The following is a 25752-nucleotide window of genomic DNA, read 5'->3' as shown; positions in this document are numbered from 1 at the left end:
CGTCAGCGGCCGCGGGCCGACGTGGCGATGACGGTGACGGCGTGCTCCACCGCGTATACCGGATCGCGGGAAAGTCCCTTGACCTGGGCGTCGGCTTCCGCCGTTACCTGGATGGAACGGGCCAGGCCCTCCGGCGTCCAACGCCTGACGTCACGCTGCGCCTGTTCCACAAGCCACGGCTGCATGCCCAGCTGCTTGGCGATCTGCGCCGATGACCCCTGGGCCCCGGCTACTTTGGCAACCGTCCGCAGCTTGGCGGCCAGGGCGGCCACCAGCGGCACGGGGTCGGCTCCCGTGGCCAGCGCATGGCGGAGCGTGGACAGCGCCAGCGGGCCGTTTCCCGCCATGGCAGCGTCTGCCACTTTGAATGCCGTCGCCTCTATCCGGCCGCCGTAGTAGCGCTCGACCGTGTCTGCCGACACTGTTGTCGAGGCATCCGAGATCAACTGGCTGCACGCCGCGGCGAGCTCTGACAGGTTGGCACCGACTGCATTCACGAGAGCCTGCACCGCGTCCGGTTCGATGCGCCGCGAGGCGGCTTTGAATTCAGCAACGACGAATGCGGTCTTCTCAGCGTCCTTCTTCAGCGGCTGGCAGTCGACAACGGGCCACCCTCCGGCCTTGACCGCGTCCAAAAGTTTCTTTCCGCGGGCGCCGCCGCCGTGCCGCAGGACCAGGACAGCGTCCTGTTCGGGCTGCTTCAGGTAGGTCAGGGCGTCGGCCAGGAAAGCATCGTTCATGGACTCGAGGCCTTCGACCTCGATGAGCTTGCTTTCGCCAAACAGCGAGGGACTGACGTTCATGGCCAGCGAGCCTGCTTCATAGCTTCCGGCGTTGAGCCGCGTCACTTCCACGTCGGGGGCCGCGGCACGGACCTGTGCGCGGACACGGTCCATGGCCCGGATGCCGAGGTATTCCTCCGGGCCGGTGATCAGCACCACTCCGGCGGGTGTCACGTCCCGCCAGGTGGCCGAATTGGCCGCCGACGTTTTGGATCGTTGCGTCTGGGCTGCCGCCACTCTTGGTTCCTCCTGGGGTACGGACTACTGATTCTAAGCCTTCCACGGGTCACCCGCCGCACCAAGCCGCGCGCGGGACGGCGGGATGATCCCACTGTGCCGGGCCACAGGTACTGCCGGGTCGACCCATACTTCCGCGTGGACGGGTGCTTTCGGCGCTCGCTCCGCTCAAGCGCTTCGGTCAGCGCGCGGTGTGCCGCGTAAACCGCCTGCAGCGTCCAGCGGGGGCGGGCGGCGAGCCAGACAACAAGGACGGTGAGAGCCGAAAACAGCACCATGGTGAACATGCCAAAGGGGCCCTCGGGCCAGGGCGGGGCCGCGCCGGGCAGCCCCGCCATAAACCTCGCCACTCCAGCCACCCCTGTTGCAAAGAGCCCGGCAGCTCCGATCAGCGCGGCTGCTTGGAATGGCGCCAGCGGAACAAGCGGTACGGCCATGGTGCCCAGGATGGTTACCGGCGCCACGAGCGGAGCCACCAGCGCATTGGCCAGCAACGAATACGTGGCGAACTGAGGCTGCAGCAGCACAACCACCGGGCCGCAGAGCAGTTGGGCGGATAGCGGCACGGCGAGGCCCGCGGCCACCCAGCGCGGAACGGCAAGCGGAACCCACCCCACAATCTGCCTGCCGAGCAGAATGATTCCGAGAGTCGCCAGGACGGAGAGCAGGAAACCGAAGCTGGTGCCGAGCGCAGGGTCAATGAGCAGGAGGCCGATCACCGCAAGACAGAGGAAACTCAGGCCACGGCCGGTTCTTCCACCTGCGAGGGACACCAGAGCTATCGCACCCATCAGGGAGGCCCTCAGGACGCTGGCATCGGGTCCGACCATGAGCACAAACAGGCCCAGGCCGGCCAAGGCGACGAGTGCCGCTGGCAGCCGGGGAAGCCGCAGGCTTCTGGCCGCCAGCAGCAGCGCTCCCAAAATCAGGCTGCAGTTCGCGCCGCTCACGGCAGTCAGATGCGTCAGGCCCACGGTCTGCATTGACACCTCCAGCTGTTCGTCCAGATTGCCCGTATCCCCCGTGACCATGCCCGGCAGGAGTCCCCTGGCATCAGGATTCAACCAGCCGGCTGCCCGTGCAAAGTCCCGACCCAGCGACGCCGGCCCGGCCGTCAAGGCACCGGCCGGTTCAAGTGGCAGAGGGGAGGACGATGTCGCCAGTAGGCCCGCCTCCACCTGCCCGGGATCGGCAGGACGGAGTTTTCCAGCGGCCCGGACCTTCTGACCCGGAATCACGTGCTGCCAGCCGGGCCCGCCCATAATCACAACAGCCGTGTCGGCCCTGAGCAGCTGCCCGCCGGTGCTCAGCGACTTGATGGTGGCGTTCACCGCCCACCGGGATGACAGGCCTGGACCGCCAGATGCTGTCAGGGCACGCGGGGCGCCGGTGATTTCCAGTTCCGCAAGGGAGGATGCCTTCTCAGCGATGGCCGCGGCCACCGGCCCTTCGTGCCGCTGCGCGGATGAGACGGCTGAGTGCGCCGCCGTGGCCGCGGCAAGGAACAGTGCTGCCGCCATGGTCAGCGGGAAGCTCCGGCCCGAGGGCCTGCAGGTTGAGGGCGTCCAGGCGGGGGGTGTGCAGGCCGAGGGCTTGCCACCAGTCTGAGTGCCGGTTGTGGACACGCCGGCTCTGCGCCGCTGCCGCAAGGTCCCGGCCAGCACCAGGGCAGCGGCGCCGGTCATCACCAAACACAGGCCAAGCAACCATGCCGGAGCCAACCAGGGAGCGGCACCGGCGGCGGCCCAGACGACTAGGGCAGCCGGCACGAGGCGAAGGTCCAGCCGGCGCCGTCTTGCGTCGTCATCTCCGGCGGCACGTTCCTCGGGAACCAGCCGGGACCGCATCCGGTCACGGAATGCACTCAGGCGAAGCAAGCCAAGCCGGCGCATTGAAGCGACCGTGTCATTGGAAACAACATTGTCCCTGGAAGCACCTGTGTCCTTGGAAGCAACAGTGTCCTTGGAAGCAACAGTGTCCCTGGAAGCGATAGTGTCTCTGACCGGAGCGCCGGCGGCAGGGATGTTCGCAGGTGCATCATCAACAGATGCAGCACCACCGGGGCGGTCCTTCCCGGCCGTGTCGCGGACCGCAGCCTCGACGTAACGGTGCCAGCGGCTGACCCTGTGTGCCCGGTTGCCGTCCATGTCAGACCGTCACCAGCGGCAGCAGAGCCTCCAGCATTTTAGGGCCGACACCGTCGACGGCGTCCAGTTCCTCCACGGCCTTGAAGCTGCCGTGCTCTGCGCGCCAGTCAACGATGCGCTGAGCCAGTACAGGCCCCACCCGCGGCAGGCCGTCCAGGTCCTCGGCTGTGGCAGTGTTGAGGTTGACCTTGGGCCCGGCTGTGCCGCTGCCGCCGTCGGAGGCACCCGATCCGGTGCCTGCGGTTCCTGAACCTGTCGGCGTGGAACCTGCCGGCTGCCCTCCCGGGGCGGCAGCCTCCTGCTGGAGCGGTTCCCCCTGGCGCGGGACGTGGATCTTCTGGCCGTCCTCCAGGACCGAAGCGAGATTGAGCCGGTTGAGGTCGGCCGCAGCCGTTCCACCGCCGGCCGCCACAATGGCATCGTGGACGCGGCTCCCCTTGGGTAACTTCACCACGCCGGCCTTCTTCACGGCTCCCGCGACATGCACCACCGCGGTACCCCCGGAGTCCCCGGCGCCGTCCCCTCCGGATCCGGGCTGCCCGCCGTCGCCCGCACTGCCCGCAGATCCCTTGTCATCCTCCCCGGCAGTGGTACCGGCTCCGGCGTCGGCGATGCCAGCCTCCGTGACGGCGCTCAATGGCGCCACCTCCGGAACCGCAGTCGCAACCCGCCACCAGAACCATCCGCCGGCCACCAGCGACAGGACGCCCAGCAACACCGCAGTCCGGAGCCCCAGACGCCACCTCACGCGTGCCGGCACTGTGCGGAGGGAAGCGGGTGGAGGACTGTTGGCCCCCGCTCCACCAACGAACGAAAAGTCCTTTCCGCCGGCCATGTCGAGCAGACCTGGCGGCCCGTTCGGGCCACCATCCGCCTCAGCGGGATCCACGCGGGCAGGGCCCAGCGTGGCGGCCAGGCGACTGGCAGGCAGCATGGAATCAGTGGCTGCAGGTCCCGTGGTCCGGCGTGACATACCCACCACGGTAAGAGCGGCGTCATAGCGGCCAACAGGCCGCGTTCTGGCTATGTGGATAGAGCAGTTTCGTGGACAGAGCAGATTCGTGGTTAGGGCAGCTTCAGAGGTCCCGCCCGGTTACGGCTCCGCTTCGGGTGCGGGGCTGAGGACGCCGGCGCCGCAGACGGTGCTCTCACTGACGATCACCGCGAGGACACCGAGCCCGGCGTGGGCCGCGAGCACCGCCGGCAGAGCACTGATCTGTGCCGGCGGGATGTCCGGCAGGGCGGCGGCCAGCCGGGCGGCGAGGAGCTCGGCTTCGGACTGGTTGCCGAAATGGTGGATGGCCAGCCGGGCTTCCCCCGGCGGTCTGCCTGCTGCGTCAGCAGCCGCGAGCTCCTCCAGCCGCGCAACGGCCTTCGCCGCGGAACGGATCTTCTCCAGCGGTACGATCTTGCCGCCGTCGACCGCGAGGATCGGCTTGATCGAGAACACCGTTCCCACCAGGGAGGCAGCTGCCCCGATCCGCCCGCCCCGCCGCAGCTGTTCCAGGCTCGGTACGTAGAAGTAGACCTTGGTCTTGGCGAGGCGTTCCTCAGCGAATTTCCGGACTTCCTCGGCGTTGCGGCCATCAGCCGCAGCGACAACGGCGCTTTGCACCGCCAGCCCCTGGGCCATGCCTACAGTCCGGCTGTCCAGCACCTCCACCGGAATCCCTACGCGGGCGGATGCGATCCGGGCAGCATCGGCCGTGCCGGAGAGGTCGCCCGAGATATGAATGGACACCACGGACTCATAGCCGCGCGCCGCTGCTGCCTGGTACGCCTGTTCAAACTGCCCGGGGGATGGCCTGGACGTCTTCACCGGTGTGGCCGCCGCGAGGGCAACCGCGATGGTCTCGGCGATGTCGTCCTCTCCCTCGCCGTAGATCTCCTCGCCCACCATGACAGGCATGGGCACCACCGCGAGCCGGCCGTCCAGGGAGATGCCGCGCACCCAGTCGGCGGGCAGCGCGGCGGCGGAGTCCGTCACCACTGCGGTGCGTACGACGACGGCGGGTTCCGCCGAGGACGGCGCCCGCCCGGGAACGGTGGCTTGGCGGAGGCGGGCCAGATGGTCCTTCAGCCACAGCCAGGCGCCCGGCTCACGGTCGATCACGGCGCACCTCCTGCAGATCGGGCCGGCCGCCGGGAAAACCGGCGGCCGGTGCCCGGCCGGTGAATAGGGAACCTAGGCCGGGACGATGTTGACCAGTTTAGGGGCGCGCACGATGACTGTGCGGATCCCGCGCCCGTCCAGTGCCCGCTGGACATTCTCGGAAGCCAGCGCCAGTTCGCGCAGCTCATCCTCGGAGATGTCGGGGGAAACCTCGAGACGGTCCCTGACCTTGCCCTGGACCTGCACCACGGCGGTGATGGTGTCCTGCACCAGCAAGGCCTTGTCGTAGGACGGCCAACCCGCGTTGGCCACCGAGGCGGGGTGCCCCAGCACGTTCCACAGGTCCTCGGCGGTGTAGGGCGCGAACAGGCTCAGGATGACCGCCACAGCTTCCGCTGCCTCGCGGACGGCGGGATCCGCGCCGCCGGCTCCGGCGTCGATGGTCTTGCGCGTGGCGTTGACCAGTTCCATGAGCTTGGCCACCACAACGTTGAACTTGTTGTTGTCCAGCAGTTCCGCAGCGTCGGCAATCGTGCGGTGCGTGACCGACCGCAGGGCGCGGTCGCCGGTGCTGAAGTCGACGCCGGGCTTGCTGGCAACATCCTGACCCAGCCGCCAGGCGCGGGCAAGGAACTTGGCTGATCCCGACGGCGAAACGTCCGCCCAGTCGACGTCGTCCTCCGGCGGGGAGGCGAAGATCATGGTCAGCCGGACGGCGTCCACGCCGAACTTGTCCAGCTGCTCCCCCAGGTCCACGCCGTTGCCCAGGGACTTGCTCATGGCCTTGCCGCCGTTGAGGACCTGCCCCTGGTTGAGCAGGGCGCTGAAGGGCTCGTCCGCTGCCAGGAGGCCCATGTCATGGATGACCTTGGTGAAGAAGCGGGCGTAGAGCAGGTGCAGGATGGCGTGCTCCACGCCGCCCACGTACTGGCCCACCGGCATCCATTCGTTGATCTTTGCCGGATCGAACGGACCTTCTGTGAAGTGCGGGGAGACGAAGCGCAGGAAGTACCAGGAGGAGTCCACGAACGTGTCCATGGTGTCCGTGTCCCGCTGGGCTGCCCGTCCGCAGTTCGGGCATTCGACGTTGACCCATTCGGCGGCTGCCGCCAGCGGGGAGGTGCCTCTCGGCGACAGTGCCTCGCCCCGCAGGTCCGACGGCAATTCGACGGGCAGCTGGTCGTCAGGTACTGGCACTTCGCCGCACTCGGCACAGTGAATGATGGGGATCGGGGTGCCCCAGAAGCGCTGCCGGCTCAGGAGCCAGTCGCGCAGCCGGAAGTTCACAAACTTCTCCCCGGTGCCCTGGTCCTCGAGAATCCTGATGGCCTCGGGAATCGCGTCGCCCTTCGGCATACCGTCCAGGGGTCCGGAGTTGATGAGCGTGCCTTCCCCGGCCGTTGCCTTGCCGGAGACGGCGGGGTCCTCCTCGCCGGTGTCCAGCACCGCACGCACCGGCAGGCTGAACTCCCTGGCGAAGTCGAGGTCGCGCTGGTCGTGCGCGGGCACAGCCATAATGGCGCCCGTGCCATAGTCGGCCAGGACGTAGTCCGCGGCCCAGACGGGCAGCCTTTCACCGTTCAGCGGGTTAATGGCGTAGCGGCCGGTGAACACACCGGTCTTTTCGCGCTCGGTGGACTGGCGTTCGATGTCCGAGAGCGCCTTGACCTTTTCGCGGTAGGCCATGAGTGCGTCGTGGTGTTCAGGGGTGACCAGGTCCAAAGCCAGGTGTGCGTCCGCTGCAACGACGAAGAAGGTGGCGCCGTACAGGGTGTCCGGACGCGTGGTGAAGACGGTGACTTCGCGTTCGGCACGTCCGTCCGACGCCTCGATCACGAAGCGAACATGGGCACCTTCCGAACGTCCGATCCAGTTGCGCTGCATTGCCAGTACCCGCTCGGGCCAGTGCCCCTGCAGCTCGGACATGTCATCCAGCAGCCGGTCGGCGTAATCGGTGATCTTGAAGTACCACTGGTTCAGGGACTTCTTGGTCACGGCCGTGCCGCAGCGCTCGCAGGCACCGTTGACCACCTGCTCGTTGGCCAGCACGGTCAGGTCCTTCGGGCACCAGTTGACCGGCGAGTCCTTGCGGTAAGCGAGGCCGCGCTCGTAGAAGCGCTTGAACAGCCACTGGGTCCAGCGGTAGTACTCCGGATCGGAGGTGTGCAGGCGGCGGGACCAGTCAGCAGAAATGGCGTAGCGCTTGAACGAGGCTGCCTGCGTCTCGATGTTGGCGTAGGTCCACTCGCTCGGGTGCGCGTTGCGCTTGATGGCCGCGTTCTCGGCCGGAAGCCCGAAGGAATCCCAACCAATGGGGTGCAGGACGTCGTAACCCTGCTGGCGCAGATACCGTGCCACGACGTCGCCCATGGCAAACGCCTCGGCGTGGCCCATGTGAAGGTCGCCGGATGGGTAGGGGAACATGTCCAGGACATAGCGGCGCTCACGCGAACCGTCGTCCGCGGGGGTGAAGACCTTCAGGTCCTCCCACACTTGCGGCCACCGGGCCTCCATCGCCGCGAAGCTGTAGGCACCCTCTTCGGGGCTTTCGGCTCCACCTGCTGTTGCTCCGGTTTCGGTCTCCGGCTGAACGCTCACTGCTGCCCTCTTCTGTTCTGTCATGACGTCTGTCTGTCATAACGGTCTGATCCCCTGCCGCCTCTGCCGGGAATCCGTCCCGGACACACAAAAGCCCCTCTACATGGAGGGGCGGCCGCTCGGTAGTCCGAATATCCGGGGTACCGGGCGGCTAGCTAAGCAGGAGGATCGCACGCATGAAACTACTCTAGCGTCTCCGCGGGGTTCGTGCTGAAACAGCTTCTGCCCGACCGGTGGAGCAGCCGGCTAAGAGGGGAAGAAGAACCGCTGCGGAGGGTCCGCGTCCAAGGAAGGAGACAAAGGAAGCAAATCGGCATTGCCAAACAGCCCCGGCAGGTCCACCATGTGCAGCAGAGCGTATGGGGGCAGGGCAACGGTCTGGGCTTGAGGAGCCTGCAGTGGACTGTTTGCCTGGGCGCAGGATCGAAGATCCTGCGCGGTCCGTGTCTCCCCCGCAACCACTGCCTCCCGCGCTATCAGCCTCTCTCCCCTGGTCTGTGCGTGCCTTGCCAGCAACGACTAACATCCCGAGAGAAAGGCAGCAAAAATGGTCCAGTACAAGAAACGCCTGACGGCGCTGGGTTCCGCGCTCATGCTGGTTTTAGCCACTGTCACGTCGACGTCGGGCGCCGCCGCGGCTGCCCCTGCCCGGGCCGCTGCGGCCGCCGCAGCTCCCCAGGAGGAGCTGTGCGGTCCCGGCTCGGCCATCAGATTCGACCGCACGGCCTTCCCGAAAAAACCGAAAGTCGATAACAAGTGGTTTCCACTGAAACCGGGCATGCAATATACGACCACCGGCACCGTCAAGACAGCCACTGAAACCACGAGCCGGACGGTGGTCCACACCGTGACAGGGCTGACCAAGGTGGTGGACGGCGTGAAAACCGTTGTGATGTGGGACAGGGACTACAGCGACGGCGAGCTCGTGGAGTCGGAGCTCGCCTTCTTTGCCCAGAACCGGCAGGGCGACGTGTGGCTGTTCGGGGAATACCCCGAGGAGTTCGAGAACGGAAAGTTTGTGGGTGCCCCCAGCACCTTCATCAGCGGGCTGGACAAAGCGCAGGCGGGAATCGCGATGAAGGCCAAGCCCCGGATCAGCGCACCGCACTACGTCCAGGCTTACGCTCCGGAGGTTGATTTTTTGGACTGCGGGGATGTTCTGAAGAAGCATCAGCAGGTCCGGGTCCCCACCGGCCACTACAAGGACGTGCTGGTGATCGACGAATACAATCCACTGGAGCCGGCCAGCGCGGGCCATCAAAGGAAGTTCTACTCACAGGGCACGGGCCTGGTGAGGGTGACAGCCGTGGGCGGGGCGGAACAGGAGACCATGGACCTCGTCAGGATCAAGAAGCTCAGCAAGGACCAGCTGCGGGGGATCAACCGGCAGGCCCTGAGCCTCGACAATCACGCGTATACGGTGAGCAAGGATGTCTACGCCAAGACTCCACGCGCCCAGGTCGCGACGCCCGGTGACGATGATGACGATCACGACGACGATTAGCGCAACCTGAGTGATAGAAAACGGCCCGGTCCCCGTGCAATGCATGGGGACCGGGCCGTCGTTGCAGCTACCTGTCTGTTACCTCACGTCCTCGTCCACCCAGTCCATGGATTTGGTCACTGCCTTCCTCCATAGCCGCAGCTGCCGTTCCCGCTCTTCCGTGTCCAGGTTCGGCTCCCAGCGCTTGTCCTCGGACCAGTTGGCGGACAGCTCGCCGAGATCCTTCCAGAACCCGACCGCGAGGCCGGCCGCATAGGCCGCCCCGAGGGCGGTGGTCTCCACCACTTTGGGCCGGATGACGGGGACGCCCAGGATGTCCGCCTGGAACTGCATCAGCGCATCGTTGGCGACCATGCCGCCGTCGACCTTCAGCTCGCTCAGCGGAACGCCCGAGTCCGCGTTAACGGCGTCCAGCACCTCACGGGTCTGGAAGGCGGTGGCTTCCAGGGCTGCCCTGGCGATGTGGTTCTTGTTGACGTACCGCGTCAGGCCCACGATGGCTCCACGTGCATCGGACCGCCAGTACGGCGCGAACAGCCCCGAGAAGGCCGGAACGATGTAGACGCCGCCGTTGTCCGGCACGGACGCCGCCAGCTTCTCCACTTCCGGGGCGCTGCTGATCATGCCCAGGTTGTCCCGCAGCCACTGGATGAGTGAACCGGTGACGGCGATGGACCCTTCCAGCGCGTAGTGCGGGGCCGCGTCCCCCAGCTTGTACCCGACGGTGGTGAGCAGGCCGTTCTTGGAGTGAACAATCTCCTCGCCGGTGTTGAAGATGAGGAAGCAGCCGGTGCCGTAGGTGTTCTTGGCTTCACCGGTCTCGAAGGCGGCCTGGCCGAACGTGGCAGCCTGCTGGTCACCGAGGATGCCGGCGACAGGCACCTCACGCAGCAGCTGCGACGTGTGGACCGTGCCGTAGACCTCCGACGAGGACTTGATGGCCGGCATCATGGAGACCGGAACACCGAAGATGCCCAGGATCTCCTCGTCCCACTGCAGCGAATCGAGGTCCATGAACAGGGTCCGGGAGGCGTTGGTGACGTCGGTGACGTGAACGCCGCCGTCCACGCCGCCTGTCAGGTTCCACAGCACCCAGGCGTCCGTGTTGCCGAAGACCAGGTCCCCGGCCTCGGCCTTAGCCCGGGCACCGTCGACATTGTCCAGGATCCACTTGATCTTCGTTCCGGAGAAGTAGGTGGCCAGCGGCAAACCGACCTTCTGCTTGAAGCGGTCCGCCCCACCGTCCTTCGCGAGTTCATCCACGATGGGCTGGGTCCGGGTGTCCTGCCACACAATGGCGTTGTAGATCGCCTTGCCCGTGGTCTTGTCCCAGACCACCGCCGTCTCGCGCTGGTTCGTGATGCCGACCGCGGCGATGTCGTGCCGGGTCAGGTTCGCCTTGGACAGCGCGGAGCCGATGACCTCGCGGGTGTTGTCCCAGATCTCCGCGGGATCATGCTCCACCCACCCCGCCTGCGGAAAGATCTGCTCGTGCTCCATCTGTCCGGAAGAGACGATGTTGCCTGTCTGGTCGAAGACAATGGCCCGGGTGCTGGTGGTGCCCTGGTCGATGGCGATTACGTATTGGCTCATGATGACGTCCTTGTCTGTAGCGGGTAGATCTATCGGTAGCGGAATGGATCGAAGGAGTGGATTAGCTCGGAAAAGGAGTAAACGCCCAGGAATTGACGGGTGCGGATCACGTAGCTGCGGTGAACACGATCGGGAGCAGACCGGCCAGGCCGGCCAGTGTGCCGCCAATCAGGGGTCCGACCACCGGGATCCAGGAATAGCCCCAGTCGCTGGAGCCCTTCCCCTTGATGGGCAGCACGGCGTGGGCGATGCGCGGCCCAAGGTCACGGGCGGGGTTGATCGCGTAGCCAGTGGGGCCGCCCAGGGAGACGCCAATACCTACCACCAACAGGGCCACGGCCAGCGGACCAAGTCCCGAGGGGGTGCCGCCGAAAGTGAGGATCACGAAGACCAGCACGAAGGTGCCGATGATTTCGGTGATGAGGTTCCACGTCGTGGAGCGGATGGCAGGACCCGTGGAAAATACGCCCAGCTTGTTCGCCGGCTCGGGCTCCGCGTCGAAGTGCTGCTTGTGCGCCAGCCATGCAAGCACGGCCCCCAGGAACGCCCCCACAAGTTCCCCGGCGAAGTAGGTCAGAGTAGAGGCGGCATTAACCGGAACGCCGGAGGCAAACTCCTCCTTGCCGTTGACGAGAAGGCCCAGGGTTACAGCCGGGTTGAGGTGGGAGCCGGAACTGGCGGCAACGTAGACGCCGGCGAAAACCGCGATGCCCCATCCCCACGTAACCATCAGGAAACCGCCGTTGTTGCCCTTTGTGCCCTTGAGCGCGACGTTCGCCACGACGCCGCAGCCCAGGAGGGTCAGCATGGCGGTTCCGAATACTTCGGAAAGAAAAACCAATCCAAGAGACATCTTTGACTCCTTGTTTTCTGTTGTAAGTCCTTCGGGAGTTTGAAGGACGGCTGTGCCGCCAGGGATTTGGCCCTGATGGCGGCAGTGGCAGGCCCAGCAGGACCCGCCCCTGCCCCTTACGCACGGGCTGCCCTGCCCGTGCACAGGTCTTAGGCGACGAGGCTGTGAACCTCGACGCCGTGGTACCGCTTAAGCACCTCCTGAGCGTGATCTATTTCGGCGGCGCGTCTGGCCGCGTCCCACCCGAGCGGTTCCGCCAGGATGTCGGCAACCTCGTTCAGCAGCTCGCCCGTTACCAGCCCGCGGAAGGCCAGGGATGTCCTCCGGATCAGGACGTCGACGAGATGGCCCACCTGCTCATTGGCCGCCATGAACTCCAGCTCCCGTGTGCTCAGTTCCCGGGTTGAACGGAGCAGGCGGTCGGGGCCGCCGTCGAGGTAGCGGATGACGTCCTCGGCGCGGGTCCCGTACCTGGTCAGCAGGCCGGCGGTCCTGTCGGCATCGCGCGATCCGCTCATCTGGGCTTTGATCCAGTGCTGGACACCGGCTTCAGACTCCGGGAAGCCTGCGCCGCCGCCGATGGCGAGTTTCGCCGTCGAGACTTTCCGTTCCATGCCCAGTTCGGCGAGGACGTCATTGCTGAGGTGCTCGGCAAGCGCCCGGAACGTGGTCCATTTCCCGCCAACGAGGCTGAGGACGACGGCGCCGCTGCCGCCGGCTTCGGGGGCGCGCCGCTCGATGCGGTAGTCGCGTGAGACGAAGCCCGGCTGGGTGGCATCGTGCCTGGGCAACGGCCGGACGCCGGAGAAGGTGTAGACGATCTGTTCCCGGCTCACCGCAATGTCGGGGAACACGTGGCCGATGAGGTCGAAGAAGTAGTCGATCTCGGCTTCGGTGCAGACTGCATCCTCCGCCATGTCGGCGTCCACGTCGGTGGTGCCAACAAGCACGCGGTCACCCATGGGGTAGATCAGCACGATCCGGCCGTCTGTGTGTTCAAAGAAAATCTCGCGGCCGCCGCAGGCTGCAAGGAGGCCGGGGTGGTCAAGGACAATGTGGGAGCCCTTGGTGCCGCCCATGAAGGCGGAAGCCGCACCCATTGCCTGGTTGGTGAGGTCCACCCAGGCACCCGTGGTGTTAACAATGATGTCCGCGGTGAAATTAAAGACCTGGCCGGTCAGTTCATCACGCAGCTCCACGGTGCTGGACCCGGCAGATTGGGCCTTGACCGAGACCAGCGAGAGGTAGTTGCTGGCGCGGGCGCTGCTGGCGGGATTTGCAGCCCCTGCCTTCTCGCCGTCCTGGAGTACATCCAGCGTGAGGCGCTCGGGATTGTGGACGGAGGCATCGAAGTAGGTGGCGGTGTACTTGACGCCGGGGTGCAGCATGGGGAGTTCGGCCAGTGCCTTCCCCCGTCCCCGGAACTGGTGGCGGGGGACGCTGCCGCCGTCACGGGAGAAGGAGTCGTAAAGGCTGAGCCCGAGCTTGATGAGGAACGCGCCGCGCTCCTTCGGCTTGCCCTGCTGCTTGTGCGTCAGGAAACGCAAGGGCGCCGAGAGGACGCCAGAGAAGGTGCTGAAGATGGGGATAGTGGTCTGCAGCGGCTTGACGTAGTGGGGCGCGATCCGCAGGAGGCGGTTGCGTTCCACCACGGATTCCCGGACGAGCCGGAACTCGCCGTTTTCGAGGTAGCGGATGCCGCCGTGGATCATGTGCGAGGAGGCACCGCTGGCGCCCTGGCAGTAGTCGCCGCGCTCCACGAGTGCCACGTCCACTCCCTGCAGTGCCAGGTCCCGGAAGGTTCCGACGCCGTTAATACCGCCCCCCACAATCAGAACCCGGGCTGTGGGCCGCTGCCGGAGGCTGGCTACCGAAGCGCGGGCCGCTGTGCCCGCTGCGTCGGCGATGAACGGATGGCCGGATGAATCCTTGAGTCCCAAAACTGCTCCTTTGGGTTTGGTCCTTGGGCTGTCATAAGCGGCCCGCCGTGGAGCGCGCCGCCTTGTATCCACTATTCTTCGAAGCAATGGAAAATGTCGTCAAGCACTATGCACAAACGTGCAGAACGGAGCCGCCGTGCCGCGCCCTCGCCATTCCGAAGCTCTTCGCGCCGCCCAGCTTTATTACATGCAGGACCTCACGATGGACGCCATCGCGAGGGAGCTGCGGACGTCCCGTTCCACGGTTTCGCGGCTGCTTGCGACTGCCCGCGAGACAGGTCTCGTGCAGATTCAGATCCGCAGCCCGCTGGACACCGGCCCTGAGCTTGAACGCCTGATTCGGACCCAATACAGGGTGGATGTGCACGTGGTGCCGGTGCTCGACACCTTGAATGAAGCGGAAACACTGGACCGGGTGGCCATGCAGGCTGCCCGCACCATCGGCCCGCTCGTCGACTCCAACGCGATCATCGGCGTGGCCTGGGGTTCCACACTGAGTGCCGTCAGCCGGCACCTGACCCGGAAGATCACGCATGACACCGTGGTGGTGCAGCTGAACGGGGCCGGCAACATGCAGACCACCGGCATCACGTACGCCAGCGACATCATGCGCCGCTTCGGCAGCGCCTACGGGGCGAGGGTGGAGCAGTTCCCCGTGCCGGCCTTCTTCGATCATGCCGCCACGAAAACGGCCATGTGGAATGAGCGAAGCGTGCAGCGCATCCTGGACCTGCAGGCCCGGATGAGCATCGCGATCTTTGGCGTCGGCTCTGTGGACGCGGACTATCCCAGCCACGTGTACGCCGGCGGCTACCTCGATGAAGCCGACCTGAACGTGCTGGCGAGCTCCGACGTGGTGGGCGACGTGGCCACCGTGTTCTTCCGCGCCGACGGGTCCTCGGACGGCATCACCCTGAACGAACGCTCCACCGGCCCCTCCCTGGACCAGTTGCGCCAGGTCCGGCGGAGGATCTGCGTGGTGTCCGGCGCGTCAAAGATCAACGGTCTCCGCGGCGCCCTGGCAGCCGGGCTTGCCACGGACCTGATCCTGGACGAAGCGTCAGCCAGGCGGCTGGTTGGTTTCGATGCCGGGAACTGAACGAAAACGTTTTAGGCGGCTGTCACGGGCTCTTCTGGGCTTGTCGAGGCGGTCCTGCAGCCGTGGGTGATGTGGAAACCAGAAAGCCCTGCGTTATCCGGTGCCGAACACGTCGGGTCAGGAGCTAGATTGATCCTGAAGGAACCCCGACCGGGAGAGGGCCGGCGCATGAGCGAGTTGCAGGGCCTGGTGGCCATCGTGACCGGCGGGTCATCCGGCATTGGAGATGCGATCGTCGGCAGGCTCCAGGCCTTGGGCGCCGGCGTCGCGGTGTTGGACCGTCATCCGACGAGATCAACGCGGGGCGCCTTCCCTGCGGTTTGCGACGTGAGCAATGACGGCTCCGTCCGTGCCGCAGTCGGCTCCGTCCTGGAGCAGTTCGGCCGGCTGGACATAGTGGTGAATAACGCGGGCATCGGCGCTCAGGGCACCGTGGCGGACAATGGCGACGACGAATGGCACCGGGTGTGGGACGTCAACGTCGTGGGCATAGTGCGCGTTACCCGGGCGGCGCTTCCGGCACTGCGGGAATCGCCGTCGGCCGCCATTGTGAACGTGTGCTCGGTTGCCGCTACGGCCGGTCTCCCGCAACGGGCTTTATACTCAGCCACCAAGGGTGCCGTGCTGTCGCTGACCCAGGCCATGGCGGCCGACCACCTCCGTGAAGGCATCAGGGTGAACTGCGTCAATCCAGGGACGACTGACACTCCGTGGGTCTCACGCCTGTTGGAGGCGGCCCCGGACCCTGCAGCGGAACGCGACGCGCTTGAAGCCCGCCAGCCTCATGGCCGGCTGGTTTCCGCGGACGAGGTGGCGGGCGCCGTTGCCTACCTAGTAAGTCCCCTCTCCGGATCCACAACGGGAACGTCCATAGCCGTCGACGGCGGCATGCAAGCACTGCGCCTACGCGCGCAGCGCACCTAACCGGCGTGAACTGGGGCAAGAATAGGCGGGCGGAAAACAAGGCCATTGACCATTCCCGACGATTGACCGCGAACTTGGGACGGTGAAGACTGTCCAACACACCCCCTGGCCTCGCTAAGTCTGCGGAAAGGAACTGCGCATGAGCATCGGTGAGATCACCGCGTACATCGAAGGCCTCGGAGGCGTGCTTACACTCAAGCCGCAACCTGGCGACGGATCACCGGAGATCAGCTGGGGTGACTCGTTCTTCTACTACGCACCCGATGGAGTGGTGCCGAAGTCTCAGCCGTTTGCAACTATCGTGACCAAGGACTATCCCGAAGACCAGGACTCGCACCTCGACCGTCCAGGGGCCTTCCGTGTTAACTTCGCCGCAGGAGCGGGCGAATTCGTCAAGTGGACCGGGCAGGAGCCACGGAAACTAAAACCCGCCAGCCATGCCATTGATCCCAGCACGACGGACGTCATAATCCCGCATCCTGTCTACGGCAGCCTGGGATGGCTCTCCGTAGTCAACCCCGGGCTCCGCACCGAGTCGGTGGTCCGGGATCTGCTGGGGAAAGCCCACCACCTTGCCCTTGGCCGCTACCAGCGTCGCTCCGCGGCGGGTGAGGGCTGACGAGGTGAGGAGGCTGTGAATAACTGACAGGATGCCTGCCGACGTCGACGGCTTCCCGGCAGCGACCCGGGCCACGGCGCCAGCAGCGACCATCGCAAGTACCTTAAACGCGCGGGCCTGAGACGGGCTCTCCTCTGCGATCATGCGCAGCCATATCGGTAGAGTCATAGGCATGACTACCTCACCCCGCCTCAGCCTGAACAACGGCGTGCTGATCGACCAGTTGGGATTCGGGCTCTACAAGGTGCCGCCGGAGGACGCGGCCAACCTGGTGATCATGGCCCTGGAAGCCGGTTACCGGCACTTCGATACTGCGGCGATGTACGGCAACGAGTCGGGAGTGGCGCGCGGCATCGTGTCCCTGTACGGCGTTGAGGGCATTCATGGCGGGTCCGGGGAATCCGTGCGGCCCACAGCGCGTGAGGACCTGTTCATCACCACAAAGGTGTGGAACGAGGACCATGGCTACGACGCCACGCTGCGGGCCTTCGACAACTCCATGATCAATCTTGGGCTGGAGTACGTGGACATGTACCTGATCCACTGGCCGTGCCCCCGGCGCGGACTGTTCCAGGAAACCTACCGCGCACTGGAAACGCTTTACCATGAGGGCAAAGTGCGCGCTATCGGGGTATCGAACTTCCAGCCCGAGCACCTGGACCGGCTGCTGGAGACCGCCGAAGTGGTACCCGCCGTCAACCAGATCGAGCTTCACCCCTGGCTGCAGCAGGACGAGCTGCGGGAAAAGCACCGCGAGCTGGGCATCCGCACGGAAGCGTGGAGTCCGCTGGGCCGCGGCCAGATCCTGAAGGACCCCGACATCCTGGCGCTCGCCGCCGAGCATCAGGTGACGGCGGCCCAGGTCATCCTCCGGTGGCACCTGCAGCTGGGGAACATCGCCATTCCCAAAGCAAGCTCGTGGGACCGCATCAAGGAAAACGCGGACATTTTCCGGTTCGAGCTCTCAGCCCTTGACATGGCGGACATCGCCAGGCTGGACCGCGGCCACCGCACCGGTTCCCACCCCGACAACGTCAACTAGGACCGCCCCCTGATGAAAACAACAGGCTCCCGGCCCTCCGCGGCACCGGCCCTAATCAGCAACGACCTTGCAGCCCGCACCCGGGCCTTGTCCGTCGACCTCGGCGGCACGCCCGTGGCCTACTGGGTCTACGAGCCGGTGCACGCGACCCCCGACACGCGCACCATCCTGGTCATCCACGGCTTCCGCGGGGACCACCACGGACTGCTCAGGGTGGCCGACCAGCTGCCGGACATGCGCCTCATCATGCCCGACCTTCCCGGCTTCGGCAGCTCCGGGGCCTTCGTCGACGGCGAGCACAGCGTCCGCCGATACGGCCAGTTCATCAAGGACTTTCTGGAGGCCCTCCGCCTCGGCCCGGACACCGTCCTGCTGGGACACTCGTTCGGGTCCATCGTCGCGGCCCACTTTGTGGCCGACCACCCGAAGACTGTCCGTCCGCTCATCCTCATCAACCCCATTGCGGCACCCGCGCTGGAGGGTCCCAAGGGCCTGATGACCCGGCTGGCCGTGCTGTACTATTGGCTCTCCGCGCGCCTGCCCCGCGCACTGGGCCTGCGCCTGCTGCGCAGCGGGCTCATTGTCCGCGTGATGAGCGCCGCCATGGCCAAGACCAAGGACCCGGACCTCCTGCGGTTCATCCATGGCCAGCACCATGCCTACTTCAGCGCGTTCGCCAACCGCGAGAGCCTGCTGGAATCCTTCACGGCCTCCGTGGGCAGCAACGTCACGGAGGTGGCGCACAAGCTCAGGCTGCCCGTACTGCTGGTGGCAGGCGAAAAGGACGAGATCGCCCTGCTCCGGGACCAGCACACACTCGCCGGCGCTCTTCCGGACGGCAGGCTGGAAGTGATTCCCGGCGTCGGGCATCTCATCCACTACGAAACGCCGGAGCCCGCCGCCAACTTCATCCGGAGCTTCCTAAAGGACCACGCCGCGTGAAAATAGTCATCGACGCCCGCTTCACCCGGACCGACCACCACGATGGCATCAGCCGCTACGGCGCCAGCCTGATCGCAGCCACCTCCAGGATCGCCGACGTGTCCATGCTGATCAGCGACCCGCGCCAGCTGTCCCTGCTGCCGGACGTGCCCTACACGCTCATCAACAGCCCCCTCTCCCCCAGCGAACTATTCGTGGCGGGCAAGGTCAACCGGCTTGGCGCCGACGTGGTGGTGTGCCCCATGCAGACCATGGGCACGTGGGGGCGGAAGTATGGGCTCGTGCTGACACTGCACGACCTGATCTACTACGAACACCCTGCCCCTCCCGGCTTCCTGCCGGCTCCCGTCCGCGTCCTGTGGCGCCTCTATCACAAGGCTTTCTGGCCGCAGCGGCTCCTGCTCAACCGGGCGGACGTCGTGGCCACCATCAGCCGCACCACCGAGGCGCTCATGGCGAAGTACCGGCTGACCGCCCGTCCCGTGAGGATCATCAGCAACGCACCGCAGCCGGCCCAGCGTCCGCGTGACCCTGGGGCAGGCAGGGATAAGACGCTGCTCTACATGGGCTCCTTCATGCCCTACAAGAACGTTGAAACCATGCTGGCCGGGATGGCTGAGCTGCCCGGCTATACACTGCACCTGCTGAGCCGGATCACGCCGCAGCGGCGCGCCGAACTGGAGGCCCTGATGCCCGCCGGCGCCAACATCGTGTTCCACAACGGCGTGACCGACGACGAGTACACCGATCTGCTCAAGCGCACCACTGCGCTCGTCAGCCTGTCGAAGGCAGAAGGCTACGGCCTTCCCCTGGTGGAGGCCATGGCGCTGGGAACGCCGGTCATCGCCAGCGACACCCCGATATTCCGCGAAGTCGGCGCCGATGCCGCCACCTACGTCGATCCGGATTCGCCCGCCGCCTTCGCTGCCGCGGCGCACAGCCTGGACGACGACGCGCGATGGCAGGACGTGTCGCGCCGGTCTGTACGGCGCGCGCAGGAGTTCAGCTGGGACGACTCAGCGCGGCAGCTGGTGGAGGTGGCCGCGGAAGTCATGGCCCTTCGGGGCAATAACCGGACGTGCAAAAGCCGGCCGCACTAGGACGCAGACCAGGAACACACCGGCACAGCGGACCTACTAAAGGACGTCCACGCCGTCCAGCCGCAGCTGCACAGGATCCTCCGTGCGCTTCGCTGCGCTGGCTGCCTTCACCGCCCGCAGGACCTGCGTCACCGTGCCGGCCTGGCTGTACGGAATGAAGAGCAGGGTGCGGACGTCCCCGCCGCCGGCAGTTGCCGTTGCCTGCCCCGACGCGTTCACTGCCGTCTTTCCCGTGGTCTTTCCTGTGGTGGTCTTCCCTGCGGGAGGAAGTTGTCCCGGCAGCAGCGGCGCAGGACCCGCAACCCGCAGCTCCACTCCCTCTGCAGTGAGCCGCCGGGTGACCTCCGAGGTGAAATGCCCGACGGCGGTGCTGCCGCCGGTCACGGAGGCTACCCTCACCGCCGGTGGCAGCTGCAGCTCCGTGCGGAGCCCAAGCTCGCGGTGCGCGTAGCCCGCGGGGTCCCACCTCAGCAGCGCCCCTACAGCAGCGGTATCGTCGGCCGTGATGACGACTATCCCGCCCTTTGCAGCAGGGCGCACCAAGGACGCGGCGTTGAACCAGCGCCGCACGGCATCTTCTCCCGCCCGGAGGTTTTCGCGCCGCAGGAGGGAGTCGCCGTCGAGGAGCAGTGCCGCGGCGTATCCGCCGGCGGCCACCGGCTCGGCGCCGACGGTGGCCACCACAAGCGAACCGGTGTCCGGCACTGTCGCCTTGACGTGGTCGCCCGAGGAAGTGACCACGGGCTTGCCCGGGAAGGCCCTTCCCAGCTCCTCGGCTGTGCGGAGAACGCCGGTGGCGCCACGGCGCAAGCGGGTGTTGTTGCAGTGGCTGCAGCGCCAGGCAGGTGCCGGGGCTGAGCACCACCGGCACTGCGGGACGGCCGAATTGCCGGAGGCACCGGCAATCGCCAGGGGCCCTTGGCACGCCTGGCAGCGGGCCGGCTCGCGGCAGGTGTCGCAGATCAGGGACGGGGCGTAGCCGGACCGGGCCACCTGGACCAGGACAGGGCCGCGCTCCAGACCTTCCTTGGCTGCACGCCATGCCGCACCCGGCAGCCGTGCGATGCGGGCCAGGGGGTCACGTTCCTGTTCAAAGCTGTCAGCTGTATTGAGGACACGCGGCACGGTGCTGCGGACCACTGGCCGTTCAGCTTCGACCGGCATGGCCCAGCCAACGTCCACGAGGCGCTGGGCCTCGGTACTGCGGGCATGCCCGGCGAGCAGGCAGGCGGCACCTTCCTGCTCTGCGCGCAGCAGCAGCACCTCCCGGGCGTGCGCGTAGGGAGAGCGCTGCTCAGTGTGGAGATCATCGCCGTCGTCCCAGCACACGACGAGGCCGAGGTCCCGTACAGGTGCGTAAGCCGCAGACCGCGTACCGACGGCAACGCCTGCCGTGCCGTTGAGGACCCGCAGGTAGCTGCGGTACCGGGGCGACTGGCCGTCGTCGGCCGTTAGGCGGGCCACATCGCCGGCGGGGAGCAGTTCCTCCAGGGCGGCCTGCACCCGGTCCAGGTCCCGGTAGTCAGGGAGCACCACCACTGCGCCCCGTCCGGACTGCCGGACTGCCGCCACCGCCCCGGCGATGAGCCTCGGCCAGCCTCCGGGGCCGAACCCCTGCAAGGCGCTCAGCACGGCGCGCGGCGAGCCGCCGGCGCTGAGATGGCGGAGGAACGCATTGCCGTTCCGGTACTGCGACCACGCCAGGTACTCCGTCCGGGCAGGGCCGCCGTCCGAGTTCTCGACGGGGGCATGGCCGGGAGCATGTGCCGGGCCGGGTACTGGCTCCGGCCGCTCCTCGCCAGGAGCTTTCCCGTCGGCATCCGCGGCAGCCAATTCCTTCTCCACCTTGACCACGCGCGGAGGGATCGCCACACGCAGCACGTCACTGAGGGTGCCCGCATAGCGGGCCGCAACCCGGCCGGCCAGCTCTTTGAGCTCCGGGGTGAGGACAGCCACGGGCGAGACCACCTTGTGCAGGGGCACCAGCGTGTGACCAGCGTCCGACTCAGCGGCGCGCTCCAGAATGTAGCCGTTGAGTTCCTGCCCGCTGAACCGGACCCTGACCCGCACTCCCGGCGCGGCGGCCTCCGCCAGGTCCGCGGGAACACTGTAGTCAAAGGGCCGGTCCAGGTGCGGCAGCGGCGATTCGAGCAGGACGCGCGCCACCGGCAGATCGGCTGCCAGGGGCGGCCCCGGCGACGTCTTAGGAGGGCTGGCAGGAAAACCCTGCAACAGGGAAAGCTGGTGCGGCTCGTTCGTCATTGCCTGCCCTGGAATTGCCTGCCTGCATTAAGAGCCAAACCGTCCACCTCCGTCCCGATTAACCTTCATCCAACCATCCGGGTCAGACATTCCTGTCCCGGACGGCAGCTGGTGGTTTCGGGCTGGCGGCTCAGGCGTTGAAGTAAGCCTTGAGGTCATCCACGCGGTCCAGGCGCTCCCAGGTGAAGTCCGGATCGTCGCGGCCGAAGTGGCCGTGTGCTGCCGTCTTGGCGTAGATGGGACGCTTGAGGTCCAGCGCGTCGATGATGGCACGCGGGCGAAGGTCGAAGATCTCCGCGATTGCGGCGCTGATCCTGGCCGGGTCCACGGTCTCGGTGCCGAAGGTCTCCACGTAGGTTCCCACGGGGCGGGCCTGGCCGATTGCGTAGGCGATCTGAATCTCTGCCCGTTTGGCCAGGCCTGCGGCCACCACGTTCTTCGCCACCCAGCGCATGGCATAGGCAGCCGAGCGGTCCACCTTGGACGGGTCCTTTCCGGAGAAGGCTCCACCGCCGTGGCGGGCCATGCCGCCGTAGGTGTCCACGATGATCTTGCGGCCGGTTAGGCCGGCGTCCCCCACGGGACCGCCGATGACAAAGGCACCGGCGGGGTTGAGGATGTTGGAGGTGCGGGAAATGTCGAGGTCCGCAGCAGCCAGCACGGGGTCAATCACGTACGCGGCGAGGTCGGCGCGGAGCTGGTCCAGGCTGAAGCCTTCGGCGTGCTGGCTGGAGATGACGATGGTCTCGACCGAAACGGGACGGTCGCGGTCGTACCCGATGGTCGCCTGGGTCTTGCCGTCGGGCCGGAGGTAGGAGAGCTCGCCGCTCTTGCGGACCTCGGTGAGGCGCTCGGACAGCCGGTGCGCGATCCAGATGGGAGTCGGCATGTAGGACGGCGTCTCGTCGCTGGCGTAGCCGAACATGAGGCCCTGGTCGCCGGCGCCCTGGAGGTCGTAGTCGTCCTCCTGGCGTCCTTCGCGTGCTTCCAGCGAATTGAAGACTCCGCCGGCGATGTCGTTGGACTGCTGGCCGATGGACACGGACACGCCGCAGCGGGCGCCGTCGAAGCCGTTGGCGGACGAGTCGTAGCCGATGCCCAGGATTGTCTCGCGCACGATCTGCGGAATCTCAACATAGGCGTCCGTGGTCACCTCGCCGGCAACGTGGACCAGGCCGGTGGTGGCCATGGTTTCCACGGCGACGCGCGATTCCGGGTCCTTGTCCAGCAGGGCGTCAAGGATGGCATCGCTGATCTGGTCACAGATCTTGTCCGGGTGGCCTTCAGTGACCGACTCGGAGGTGAAGAGCCGGAGCGAGGAGGGTGCGGACCCGTGGGATTCAGGGATGTGCAGCGGTAAAGTCACTCAACTACCTTACTGGTTGGCAAACAGACGGGCGGCAGCGTGTGTCCCCATGCTAAGGAGACCTTGCTTACGCCGGTCAGATTCGCGGAAAAACCCTGCTTAGCTCGGCGCTGATCCGGTCAATGACGACGGCGGCGACGTCCTGCTTGGTGCCGGAGGCCGACTGTGGATCCGAGCCTGCGCGGGACAGGATGACCACTGAATTGTGGTCCTGGCCGAACACCTTGTCCGATCCCACGTGGTTGACCACCAGCAGGTCGCAGCCCTTGCGCTTAAGTTTGGCCTCGGCGTACTCGAGGACGTCGCCGTGGGCGTCCCCCGTTTCGGCGGCAAAGCCAACCACGAGCTGGCTGGTTCCGCGGGCGTCGCGGACCTGGACGAGCTCCTGGAGGATGTCGGGGTTCCGGACCAGGGTGATGACCGGGTCGGCGTGGCCGTCCCGCTTTTTGATCTTGGTGCCGGAAATGTCTGAGGGGCGGAAATCCGCCACGGCGGCGGCCATGATGACGACGTCGGAACCGGCTGCCGCTCCCAGCATTGCTTCCCGGAGCTGCAAGGCCGTTTCGATCTGCAGCACTTCGACGCCGGCAGGCGGGGGCACTTCCATGTGGGCGGCGACCAGGCGCACGTGCGCCCCGGCGTCGCGCGCGGCGGCCGCCAGCGCCACACCCTGCTTTCCGGAGGACCGGTTGCCCAGGAACCGTACGGGGTCCAGGGGTTCCCGGGTGCCGCCTGCGCTGACGGTCACGGTGCGGCCGGCGAGGGGTAGAACAGCCGGCTCGGGTGACCCGGGCACGGCGTCGTGCAGGCCCTGGACGAGGGCCAGGGCGGCTTCGAAGATCGCCTCCGGCTCGGGCAGCCGGCCGGGGCCGGAATCAGAGCCGGTCAGCCTGCCGCTCGCCGGCTCCAGGACCGTGACCCCTCTGCTGCGGAGCGTCTCCACGTTTGCCTGGGTGGCAGCATGCTGCCACATCTCAGTGTGCATGGCGGGGGCGAAGAGAACAGGACCGCCGGCCATCAGGAGCGTGTTGGTGAGGAGGTCGCTGGCCTGTCCTGTTGCGGCTCGCGCCAAAAGGTCGGCCGTGGCCGGAGCGACGACGATCAAATCAGCCTCATGCCCCAGCCGGACATGGTTTACCAGGTGGACGTCGTCGAAGACGCTGTTGCTGACAGGATTCCCCGAGAGGGCCTCCCAGGTTGCCACTCCGACGAACCGGGTGGCGGCCTCTGTGGGGATGACGGTGACGTTATGGCCGGCTTCAGTGAAAAGCCGGAGGAGCGACGCCACCTTGTAGGCGGCTATCCCTCCCCCGACTCCGAGGACTATGCGCACGTGATCTCCGTCAGCAGGCAGTCAGTTCTACTCTTCGGACGTTACTCGGACGCCTCAATGGGCGTGGAAACGAGCTTGCCTTCGTTGATCTCGCGCAGGGCGATGGACAGCGACTTCTCGTTCAGCTTGGTGTCGACCAGCGGGCCGACGTACTCGAACAGGCCCTCGTGCAGCTGGGCGTAGTAAGCGTTGATCTGACGTGCTCGCTTGGCACCGAAGATCACCAGGCCGTACTTGGAGTCGGCTGCCTGGAGCAGCGAGTCGATCGGCGGGTTGATGATGCCTTCAAGGTTCGTGGACACGAATTCTCCAAATTTCTAACGGGCTGATGCCTTGTGCGGTTAGCGCGGGTGCGGGGTCAGCCCCATGAGTGAAACAAGCTCGTCCGCCGCCCGGCGAACGTCGTCATTAATGACGGTGTGATCGAACTCCGGTTCAGCAGCAAGTTCCAGTTTAGCGGTTTCCAGCCGCCGCTGCTGTTCCTCGGGAGTTTCGGTGCCGCGGCCCACCAGGCGGCGGACCATTTCGTCCCAGCTCGGCGGGGCGAGGAAGACAAACTGGGCGTCGGGAACCGCGGCCTTGACCTGGCGTGCACCTTGCAGGTCGATCTCCAGGAGCACCGAGCGGCCGTCAGCGATGGCCTGCTTCACCGTGCTTTTCAGTGTCCCGTAAGTATTCTGTCCGTGCACCACGGCCCACTCCAGGAGTTCGCCGGCTGCCACAAGGGACTCGAACTCTTCCTTGGACTTGAAGAAGTAGTGCACGCCATCGACCTCACCTGGCCGCGGAGCGCGGGTGGTGGCCGAAACCGACAGCCAGACTTCCGGGTAGTTGTCACGGATATAGGTGGACACGGTGCCTTTGCCAACAGCCGTAGGACCAGCGAGGACTGTCAGTCCGGGTTTCTTGCTCACGTATTCCTTTAGGCAGTCTTCAGATGACTCTGTTCGGATGAATCATTTCTCGTTCATAAAATCTACCAGCGCCCGGCGCTGGTGCACGCCCAGTCCCCGCACCCTCCGCGAAGCAGCGATGCCCACGGCCTCCATGATGGCGGCCGCCCGGACCTTGCCGATGCCCGGCAGGGCCTCGAGCAGCTCGGAGACGCGCATGCGCGCAATGGCATCTTCCGTGCCGCCCGAGTCCAGCACTTCCGCGACGGTCAGGTCACCGGATTTGAGCCGCTCCTTGGCCGTGGCCCTTGATGCCCTCGCTGCGGCGGCCTTCTTCAGCGCGTCAGCGCGTTCCTGGGCTGACAAGGGTCGCAAGGTCACGGTGATCCCCCGGAGGTAGCCAAC

At 66.3% G+C, this 25752-nt stretch carries 21 protein-coding genes; 7 read left to right on the top strand and 14 right to left on the bottom strand.

What is annotated here, in order from left to right:
• Positions 1–2 precede the first annotated feature (2 nt).
• The 5 genes from holA to leuS all read right to left on the bottom strand — a co-directional run bounded on the left by holA (position 3) and on the right by leuS (position 7877).
• A complete protein-coding gene (holA, locus tag ACIP9X_RS12735; protein ID WP_400480100.1) occupies positions 3–1019 on the bottom strand; it encodes a DNA polymerase III subunit delta in 1017 nt (338 codons plus the stop codon).
• Positions 953–3166 (bottom strand): ComEC/Rec2 family competence protein, encoded by a 2214-nt coding sequence (locus tag ACIP9X_RS12730; RefSeq protein ID WP_400480099.1) that lies wholly within the window; start codon positions 3164–3166, stop codon positions 953–955. Before ACIP9X_RS12730 ends, holA begins: the two co-directional genes overlap by 67 nt.
• Position 3167: 1 nt before the next feature.
• Positions 3168–4139 (bottom strand): ComEA family DNA-binding protein, encoded by a 972-nt coding sequence (locus tag ACIP9X_RS12725; RefSeq protein WP_400480098.1) that lies wholly within the window; start codon positions 4137–4139, stop codon positions 3168–3170.
• A gap of 120 nt (positions 4140–4259) precedes the next feature.
• Complete coding sequence (locus ACIP9X_RS12720; RefSeq protein ID WP_400480097.1) at positions 4260–5279, bottom strand: DegV family protein; 1020 nt, start codon at positions 5277–5279, stop codon at positions 4260–4262.
• Positions 5280–5351: 72 nt separating this feature from the next.
• On the bottom strand, positions 5352–7877 hold the full coding sequence (leuS, locus tag ACIP9X_RS12715; protein ID WP_400480159.1) for a leucine--tRNA ligase: 2526 nt from the start codon (positions 7875–7877) through the stop codon (positions 5352–5354).
• Between the two features lie 547 nt (positions 7878–8424).
• Here leuS and ACIP9X_RS12710 point away from each other — a divergent pair.
• Positions 8425–9381, top strand: coding sequence for a hypothetical protein (locus ACIP9X_RS12710; RefSeq protein WP_400480096.1), 957 nt, complete (start codon positions 8425–8427; stop codon positions 9379–9381).
• Positions 9382–9459: 78 nt separating this feature from the next.
• Here the strand turns inward: ACIP9X_RS12710 and glpK are convergent, their stop codons facing one another.
• The 3 genes from glpK to ACIP9X_RS12695 form a co-directional block, all read right to left on the bottom strand.
• Complete coding sequence (gene glpK / locus ACIP9X_RS12705; protein WP_400480095.1) at positions 9460–10974, bottom strand: glycerol kinase GlpK; 1515 nt, start codon at positions 10972–10974, stop codon at positions 9460–9462.
• Between the two features lie 106 nt (positions 10975–11080).
• Complete coding sequence (locus ACIP9X_RS12700; RefSeq protein ID WP_400480094.1) at positions 11081–11827, bottom strand: MIP/aquaporin family protein; 747 nt, start codon at positions 11825–11827, stop codon at positions 11081–11083.
• A 149-nt stretch (positions 11828–11976) separates the two neighbouring features.
• Entirely contained in the window at positions 11977–13767 is a 1791-nt protein-coding gene (locus ACIP9X_RS12695) for a glycerol-3-phosphate dehydrogenase/oxidase (protein ID WP_400480093.1), read from the bottom strand.
• A gap of 136 nt (positions 13768–13903) precedes the next feature.
• On the opposite strand from ACIP9X_RS12695, the gene ACIP9X_RS12690 reads away from it, so the two are divergent.
• The 6 genes from ACIP9X_RS12690 to ACIP9X_RS12665 all read left to right on the top strand — a co-directional run bounded on the left by ACIP9X_RS12690 (position 13904) and on the right by ACIP9X_RS12665 (position 19493).
• Entirely contained in the window at positions 13904–14866 is a 963-nt protein-coding gene (locus ACIP9X_RS12690; RefSeq protein WP_400480092.1) for a sugar-binding transcriptional regulator, read from the top strand.
• 168 nt (positions 14867–15034) lie between these two features.
• The gene (locus tag ACIP9X_RS12685) at positions 15035–15790 is read left to right on the top strand and encodes an SDR family NAD(P)-dependent oxidoreductase (protein ID WP_400480091.1); all 756 of its coding nucleotides are present in this window, start codon (positions 15035–15037) and stop codon (positions 15788–15790) included.
• A 139-nt stretch (positions 15791–15929) separates the two neighbouring features.
• A complete protein-coding gene (locus ACIP9X_RS12680) occupies positions 15930–16409 on the top strand; it encodes a DUF6194 family protein (protein WP_400480090.1) in 480 nt (159 codons plus the stop codon).
• Between the two features lie 172 nt (positions 16410–16581).
• On the top strand, positions 16582–17451 hold the full coding sequence (locus ACIP9X_RS12675; protein ID WP_400480089.1) for an aldo/keto reductase: 870 nt from the start codon (positions 16582–16584) through the stop codon (positions 17449–17451).
• Between the two features lie 12 nt (positions 17452–17463).
• On the top strand, positions 17464–18393 hold the full coding sequence (locus tag ACIP9X_RS12670; protein ID WP_400480088.1) for an alpha/beta fold hydrolase: 930 nt from the start codon (positions 17464–17466) through the stop codon (positions 18391–18393).
• Positions 18390–19493, top strand: a complete 1104-nt coding sequence (locus ACIP9X_RS12665) for a glycosyltransferase family 4 protein (RefSeq protein ID WP_400480087.1) — start codon at positions 18390–18392, stop codon at positions 19491–19493. Before ACIP9X_RS12670 ends, ACIP9X_RS12665 begins: the two co-directional genes overlap by 4 nt.
• A gap of 36 nt (positions 19494–19529) precedes the next feature.
• Here ACIP9X_RS12665 and ACIP9X_RS12660 read toward each other — a convergent pair whose 3' ends face one another.
• The 6 genes from ACIP9X_RS12660 to mihF form a co-directional block, all read right to left on the bottom strand.
• Entirely contained in the window at positions 19530–21755 is a 2226-nt protein-coding gene (locus tag ACIP9X_RS12660; RefSeq protein WP_400480086.1) for a primosomal protein N', read from the bottom strand.
• 130 nt (positions 21756–21885) lie between these two features.
• The gene (gene metK / locus ACIP9X_RS12655) at positions 21886–23121 is read right to left on the bottom strand and encodes a methionine adenosyltransferase (protein WP_400480085.1); all 1236 of its coding nucleotides are present in this window, start codon (positions 23119–23121) and stop codon (positions 21886–21888) included.
• A 76-nt stretch (positions 23122–23197) separates the two neighbouring features.
• Positions 23198–24454 carry a bifunctional phosphopantothenoylcysteine decarboxylase/phosphopantothenate--cysteine ligase CoaBC gene (gene coaBC / locus ACIP9X_RS12650; protein ID WP_400480084.1) on the bottom strand — a complete coding sequence of 419 codons (1257 nt, stop codon included), beginning with the start codon at positions 24452–24454 and terminating at the stop codon, positions 23198–23200.
• A 41-nt stretch (positions 24455–24495) separates the two neighbouring features.
• Positions 24496–24756, bottom strand: a complete 261-nt coding sequence (gene rpoZ / locus ACIP9X_RS12645) for a DNA-directed RNA polymerase subunit omega (protein ID WP_400480083.1) — start codon at positions 24754–24756, stop codon at positions 24496–24498.
• Positions 24757–24795: 39 nt separating this feature from the next.
• Positions 24796–25368: a guanylate kinase gene (gene gmk, locus ACIP9X_RS12640; RefSeq protein WP_400480082.1), complete on the bottom strand. Its 573-nt coding sequence runs from the start codon at positions 25366–25368 to the stop codon at positions 24796–24798.
• 42 nt (positions 25369–25410) lie between these two features.
• On the bottom strand, positions 25411–25728 hold the full coding sequence (mihF, locus tag ACIP9X_RS12635) for an integration host factor, actinobacterial type (protein ID WP_400480081.1): 318 nt from the start codon (positions 25726–25728) through the stop codon (positions 25411–25413).
• Between the last annotated feature and the right edge of the window lie 24 nt (positions 25729–25752).

Origin of the sequence: Arthrobacter sp. NPDC093125 (genome assembly GCF_044754225.1) — a bacterium.
Lineage (GTDB): Bacteria > Actinomycetota > Actinomycetes > Actinomycetales > Micrococcaceae > Arthrobacter.
Note: the sequence above shows the minus strand (reverse complement) of the source record. Positions and strands in the feature narration are given on the sequence as shown.